At 67.4% G+C, this 6,104-nt stretch carries 6 protein-coding genes; 1 reads left to right on the plus strand and 5 read right to left on the minus strand.

All coding sequences use genetic code 11. From position 1 onward, the window contains the following. Window positions 1-40: 40 nt before the first annotated feature. The 5 genes from ACFQ91_RS08875 to ACFQ91_RS08895 form a co-directional block, all read right to left on the minus strand. The gene (locus ACFQ91_RS08875) at window positions 41-1,045 is read right to left on the minus strand and encodes a nitronate monooxygenase family protein (RefSeq protein ID WP_232623531.1); all 1,005 of its coding nucleotides are present in this window, start codon (window positions 1,043-1,045) and stop codon (window positions 41-43) included. Window positions 1,046-1,173: 128 nt separating this feature from the next. Beyond that, window positions 1,174-1,950 carry an enoyl-CoA hydratase gene (locus ACFQ91_RS08880; protein WP_198498230.1) on the minus strand — a complete coding sequence of 259 codons (777 nt, stop codon included), beginning with the start codon at window positions 1,948-1,950 and terminating at the stop codon, window positions 1,174-1,176. After that, window positions 1,947-2,987, minus strand: coding sequence for an enoyl-CoA hydratase/isomerase family protein (locus tag ACFQ91_RS08885; RefSeq protein ID WP_198498231.1), 1,041 nt, complete (start codon window positions 2,985-2,987; stop codon window positions 1,947-1,949). The genes ACFQ91_RS08880 and ACFQ91_RS08885 overlap by 4 nt, the downstream gene beginning before the upstream one ends. A 1-nt stretch (window position 2,988) precedes the next feature. Continuing rightward, complete coding sequence (locus ACFQ91_RS08890; protein WP_198498232.1) at window positions 2,989-4,155, minus strand: acyl-CoA dehydrogenase family protein; 1,167 nt, start codon at window positions 4,153-4,155, stop codon at window positions 2,989-2,991. Window positions 4,156-4,461: 306 nt separating this feature from the next. Next, a complete protein-coding gene (locus ACFQ91_RS08895; protein ID WP_198498233.1) occupies window positions 4,462-4,977 on the minus strand; it encodes a MarR family winged helix-turn-helix transcriptional regulator in 516 nt (171 codons plus the stop codon). 34 nt (window positions 4,978-5,011) lie between these two features. Here ACFQ91_RS08895 and ACFQ91_RS08900 point away from each other — a divergent pair, with 34 nt between their 5' ends. Continuing rightward, window positions 5,012-5,704, plus strand: a complete 693-nt coding sequence (locus ACFQ91_RS08900) for an SOS response-associated peptidase (protein ID WP_198498234.1) — start codon at window positions 5,012-5,014, stop codon at window positions 5,702-5,704. Window positions 5,705-6,104: the final 400 nt, after the last annotated feature.

Raw genomic sequence — 6,104 nt, forward strand, 5'->3', positions numbered from 1 at the left:
AGACTGCGCCGGCGCGGACTGAGACGGCGCCGGCGCGGGCTCAGACGGTGCCGGAGGCCGCGGCGGGAGCAGTGCGCGCCAGTCGTGTGCGCAGCTCGTCCTCGGCGTCGCGGAACTCGGCGGCGAGGCGATCGACGAGCTCGGCGGTGGTGCGCTGCAGCCCGAGGGCGCCGATGCCCTGACCCGAGCCCCAGATGTCCTTCCACGCCTTCGCGTCGGAGTTCGGGTCGGTGCCGAAGTCCATCTTCGAGGGGTCGGCCTCGGGCAGATCGTCGGGGTCGAAGCCGGCGGCGACGATCGAGCCGCGCAGGTAGTTGCCCTTGACCCCGGTGAAGTAGTTCGAGTAGACGACGTCGTCGGCGGCGGAGTCGACGATCATCTGCCGGTACGCATCGACGACGTTGGCCTCGGGGGTGGAGAGGAACGCGGAGCCGATGTAGGCGTAGTCGGCCCCGGCGGCCAATGCCGCGAGGATCGACCGGCCGTGGGCGATCGCACCGGAGAGCAGCAGCGGCCCGTCGAACCAGCTGCGGATCTCCTGGACGAGCGCGAACGGGGAGAGCGCGCCCGCGTGTCCGCCGGCCCCGGCGGCCACGGCGATGACGCCGTCGGCGCCCTTCTCGACGGCCTTGTGGGCGAAGCGGTTGTTGATGATGTCGTGGAGGACGACGCCGCCGTAGGAGTGGACGGCCTCGTTGACCTCTTCCCTGGCGCCGAGTGAGGTGATGACGATGGGCACCTTGTGCCTGACCACCTCGGCGAGGTCGGCCTCGAGGCGATTGTTCGACCGGTGGACGATGAGGTTGGCCGCGAACGGGGCGGCGGGGGACTCGGGGTGGGCTGCGGTGTAGTTCGCGTTCGACTCGGTGATCTCGTCGAACCAGTCGGCGAGCAGCGACGCCGGCCGCGCGTTGAGGGTGGGGAACGCCCCGACGATGCCGGCCTGGCACTGGGCGGTGACGAGTTCGGGGCCCGATGCGATGAACATCGGGGAGCCGAAGACCGGAAGGCGCAGCCTCAGGTCGAGAGAGTCAATGGGGTTCACGATGCCTCCTTGGATTTGCGAACAGCACCACTCTAACTGAACGAATGTTAAAAATCGGTGCGAGGGGAGCAGAAAGCGGGGGCGCGGCCGATGATTCGGCTGCGCCCCCGCTTCGCGGTCGCCCTCGGTCAGGAGTCGGTGAAGTTCGGATCCCGCTTCTCGACGAAGGCGGCCATGCCCTCGGTCTGGTCGTTCGTCGCGAGCACCGAGTGGAAGAGGCGGCGCTCGTAGCGCAGGCCCTGCTCGAGCGTCGTGTCGAAGGCGACGTTGATCGCCTCCTTGACCATCGCCGAGGCGATGAGGGACTTCCCGGCGATCGTGCGGGCGATCTCGTTCGCCGTCGACAGGAGTTCCTCGGGGGCGACGACGCGGGCGACGAGGCCTGAGCGCTCGGCCTCCTCGGCGTCCATCATCCGCCCGGTCAGGCACATGTCCATCGCCTTCGCCTTGCCGACCGCCCGGGTCAGGCGCTGGGACCCGCCCATGCCCGGGAGCACGCCGAGGTTGATCTCGGGCTGGCCGAACTTCGCCGTCGTCGCGGCGATGAGGATGTCGCCCATCATCGCGACCTCGCAGCCTCCGCCGAGGGCGTAGCCGCTGACGGCGGTGATGATCGGCTTGCGGACGTTCGTCAGGCGCTCCCAGCCGGCGAACCAGTCGGCGCGGTAGGCGGTGGCGAAGTCGAGTTCGGACATCTCCTTGATGTCCGCGCCGGCCGCGAACGCCTTCTCGCTGCCGGTGATGATGATCGCGCGCACCGCGTCATCGGCGTCGAACCCGGTCGCCGCATCGGTGATGTCGGTGAGGACCTGGAGGTTGAGCGCGTTGAGCGCCTTGGGCCGGTTGATCGTGATCGTCGCGACTCCGTCGTCGACGGAGGTGAGGATGGTTGCGTAGTCGCTCATGAGAACACCTTGTCTGTCTGCTCGGTGGTGAGGATGGCGGTCACGGTGGCGTCGTCGACCTCGCTGAGGGAGGCCGGCGACCACTGGGGGCTGCGGTCCTTGTCGATGACCTGCGCGCGGATGCCCTCGCGCAGATCGGGGCGGCGCGTCATCTCGACGGCGATGCGGTAGTCCTGTTCGAGCACCTCGGCGAGCGTCATGTCCGCGGCCCGCCGCAGGGCGGCCAGGGTCACCTTCACCGAGGTGGGGGCCTTCGTCCGGATGAGGGCGGCAGCCGCGTTCGCCTCGGGGTTCGCATGGGCCTCGAGGCGGGCGAGGATGTCCTCGATGTCATCTCCGGTGTAGCACTCGTCGATCCAGGCGGCCGCCTCGGCGAGGTCATCGGCCGGGGCGTCCGCGGCATAGCGGGAGACGACGGTGTCGACGTCCTCCCCGGCTTCGAGGTCGGCGATGAGGGCGGGGAGGTCGGCTTCGGGGACGTAGTGGTCGGCGAGGTCGAGGGCCAGCGCCGCGCCCGGGCCCACCGCGGTGCCGGTCAGCGCCAGGTGCGTGCCGAGCTCGCCGGGAGCGCGCGCGAGCAGGTAGGTGCCGCCGACGTCGGGGAAGAGTCCGATGCCGGTCTCGGGCATCCCGACCTTCGTCGAGTCCGTGACGATGCGCTCGGAGCCGTGCCCGGAGATCCCGACGCCGCCGCCCATCGTGATGCCGTTCATGATGACGACGTAGGGCTTCGGGTACTCGGCGATCGCGGCGTTCATCCGGTACTCGCGGTTCCAGAACTTCGCGTTCTCGCCCGTGCCCTCGACGATGTCGGTGTAGACGGCTTTGATGTCCCCGCCGGCGCACAGACCGCGCTCGCCGCGGCCGGTGACGAGCACGGTGGTCACGGTGTCGTCGTCGTACCAGCTGCGCAGGGCGTCATCGATGCCGGCGACCATGTCGAGGCTGAGCGCGTTGATCAGCTTCGGCCGGTTGAGTTCGATCCGTCCGAGGCCGCCGGACGCTGTGGCGATGATGCTCGGATTCTCTGTCGTCATATCAGCCCACTCCTGTGCTCTTGCGCGAGATGATCACGCGCATGATTTCGTTGGTGCCTTCCAGAATCTGGTGGACGCGCAGGTCGCGAACCAGCTTCTCAATCCCATACTCTGTCAGATACCCGTAGCCGCCGTGGAGCTGGAGGGCCCGATTGGCGACGTCGAAGCCGGTGTCGGTGGCGGTGAGCTTCGCCATCGCCGAGAGCAGGGACGTGTTCGGGTCGCCCGCGTCGTAGGCGTTCGCGGCCCGCCACAGGAGGGAGCGTGCGGCTTCGAGCTTCGTCTGCATCTCCGCGACCTCGAAGCGCAGCGCCTGGAAGCCGGTGAGCTCGGTGCCGAAGGCCTGGCGCTCGCCCATGTAGTCGATGGCCTTCTCGAGCGCGGACTGCCCGCCGCCGAGCGAGCACGCCCCGATGTTGAGGCGGCCGCCGTCGAGGCCGGACATCGCGATCTTGAAGCCCTGACCGAGGTCGCCGAGCATGTTCTCCTTCGGCACTCGGACGTTCTCCATGATGACCTGGCGGGTCGGCTGGGCGCGCCAGCCCATCTTCTGCTCGTTGACACCGAAGCTCAGTCCCTCCATCCCCTTCTCGAGGATGAACGCGGAGATCCCGCGGGCGCCGTCCTGCCCGGTGCGGGCCATGACGAGGTAGGTGTCGGTCGACCCGGCGCCGGAGATGAACTGCTTGACGCCGTTGAGGACGAAGTGGTCGCCGTCCTCGCGCGCCGAGGTGCGCAGGGCACCGGCATCGGAGCCGGCGTTGGGTTCGGTGAGGCAGTAGCTGCCGAGGTGCTCCATCGAGACGAGCGGGAGGAGGTACCTCTCCTTCTGCTCCTCATTGCCGTACTTGTCGATCATCCACGCGACCATGTTGTGGATCGAGATGTAGGCGGCCACCGACGGGCAGCCGGTCGACATCGCCTCGAAGATCAGGGCCGCATCCATCCGGCCCATCCCGGTGCCGCCGGACTCCTCACGGACGTAGATGCCGCCCATGCCGAGTTCCGCCGACTTCCTGATGACGTCGACGGGGAAGTGGTGGTTGGCATCCCAGTCGAGTGCGTAGGGGGCGATCTCCGTGTCGGCGAAGTCGCGGACCATGGCAGAGATCGTCTGCTGCTCCTCGGTGAGGCCGAACGGCAGGGCAGTCACAGTGCTGCGGGACATGGTTCCTCCAGGATGACGGGTGAGCGGTGGTGCGCTCGTGCGGGGTGGGCGGGGTGACCGCGATCACGGGCACGGCATTGTCATCAGGATACGGAGAATTTACTAGGACGTCCAACTAATTGCCCCGAGGCCGCTCTCACCTGGTGGTGAGCGGAGAGCAGAGAGCGGAGAGCAGAGCGCGGTCCGGGAGGGCGGTGGGGGAGTCCCGGCAGAGTTCTGGTGTCAGGCAGAGTTCCGGAGCCGGGCAGAGTTCCGGAGTCGGGCAGAGTTCCGGAGCTCGGTGGACTCAGGAGTGCAGCAGGCGAATCAGGCGGGGTCTTCGAGGCGCACCCGCAGCGCCTCGAGGTGGGGGAGGAGCTCGCCTCCATCGGTGCCGGAGACGGCAGGGGACGTGAAGACCTCGTCATTGAGCGCCGAGGTGGCGCGGGCGGCGAGCTCGCGACCGGCCTCGGTGAGGTCGACGAGCGTGGTCCGGCGGTCGTCGGGATGGCTGCGGCGACGGACGAGGCCGGCCTTCTCGAGGCGATCGACGGAGTTCGTCGTCGACGTCGCGTGGACCTGGAGGCGCGCGGAGATCTTCGACATCGGCAGGGTGCCGGACTTCGTGAACGAGAGCAGAGTGAGCACCTCGTAGCGCGAGAACGTCAGGGAGAAGGGCTTGAGCGCGGCGTCGACCATCGCGAGGAAGAGCTGGTGGACGCGCATCACGGAGATGACGGTGTTCATGCCGTCCGCGGCCTCATCCCAGCCGTGCGCGAGCCACTGCTTCCGTGACTCCTCGATGGGATCGAACCGTACCGCTGTGCTCTTCTCCGGCGCCATTGTCGACAGTGTAGTGAAGTGAGAGGATTGGCGCATGTGCGGTCGACTCAACCTGTCATCTGACCCGGCGGACCTCGCCGACGAGCTCCGCCTCGACGTCGTCTCCTACGACTACACCCCGCGGTACAACGTTCCTCCGGGTGCCGACATCCCCATCGTCGTCGAGCGCCTCGACGACGACGGACAGCTCACCCGCCGCCTCGAAGCGGCGTCGTGGGGACTCGTGCCCAGCTGGGCGAAGGACCGGGCGATCGGGTTCAAGGCCTTCAACGCGCGCTCGGAGACGGTGCTCGAGAAGCCGATGTTCCGGCAGGCGATCAAGCGCCGGCGGTGTGCCCTTCCCATCCCGGGCTACTACGAGTGGGAGGTCACCGAGGACGGCAAGCAGCCGTGGATGATGTCGGCGGCAGGCCAGGACCCGCTCTTCATGGCGGGGCTCTTCGAGTTCTGGAAGCAGCCCGACGACTCCTGGCTCGTGTCGACGTCGATCCTCACGATGGAATCGGCCGGTCATCTCCGCGACGTCCACGACCGGATGCCGGTGTTCCTCGGTCGTGACCACATCGACGACTGGATGAATCCGGCGCTGCCGAGCGGCGAGGTCCCCGACCTGCTGGCGGCCACGCTCGCCCAGGTCGATCCCGCGAGCGTGACGAAGCACCGGGTCGGCAAGGCCGTCGGCAACGTCCGCAACGACTCCCCGGCCCTCATCGAGCCGGTCGCCTGAGGACGCTGGACCGCCGGAATCCCGCGAGGTGCGGGGGCTCGTTGGAGCGGTGAGCGAGATCACCCTCCGAACGGCATTCTGCCCCTTGTGGGCGCCGATCCCGGTGGTGTAGAGTAGATCGAGCTGCCGGCCCAATGGGCCACAGCGAACGCTTCAGATGGATTTCGATCCAAGTGACGCGGAGGTGAACTCCGGGTTGCGGACATCGATGAGACACTGTAGAGTAGAGATCCGCTGGTACGGCGGGCCGCAAGGCGAAGAGTACCAAATCCTGTGGATGCCCCCGGTTGATCACGCGGAAAATGTTTCGTGTGATGGTTGGGTGTGTGTTTGTGGTTTGAGAATCCAATAGCGTGTTTGTTTGAACAATGTGATGCCAGAAAATTTTTTCTGGTAAGAC

The sequence above is a fragment of the Brevibacterium sp. NPDC056726 genome (genome assembly GCF_042790515.1).
Taxonomy (GTDB): domain Bacteria; phylum Actinomycetota; class Actinomycetes; order Actinomycetales; family Brevibacteriaceae; genus Brevibacterium; species Brevibacterium sanguinis.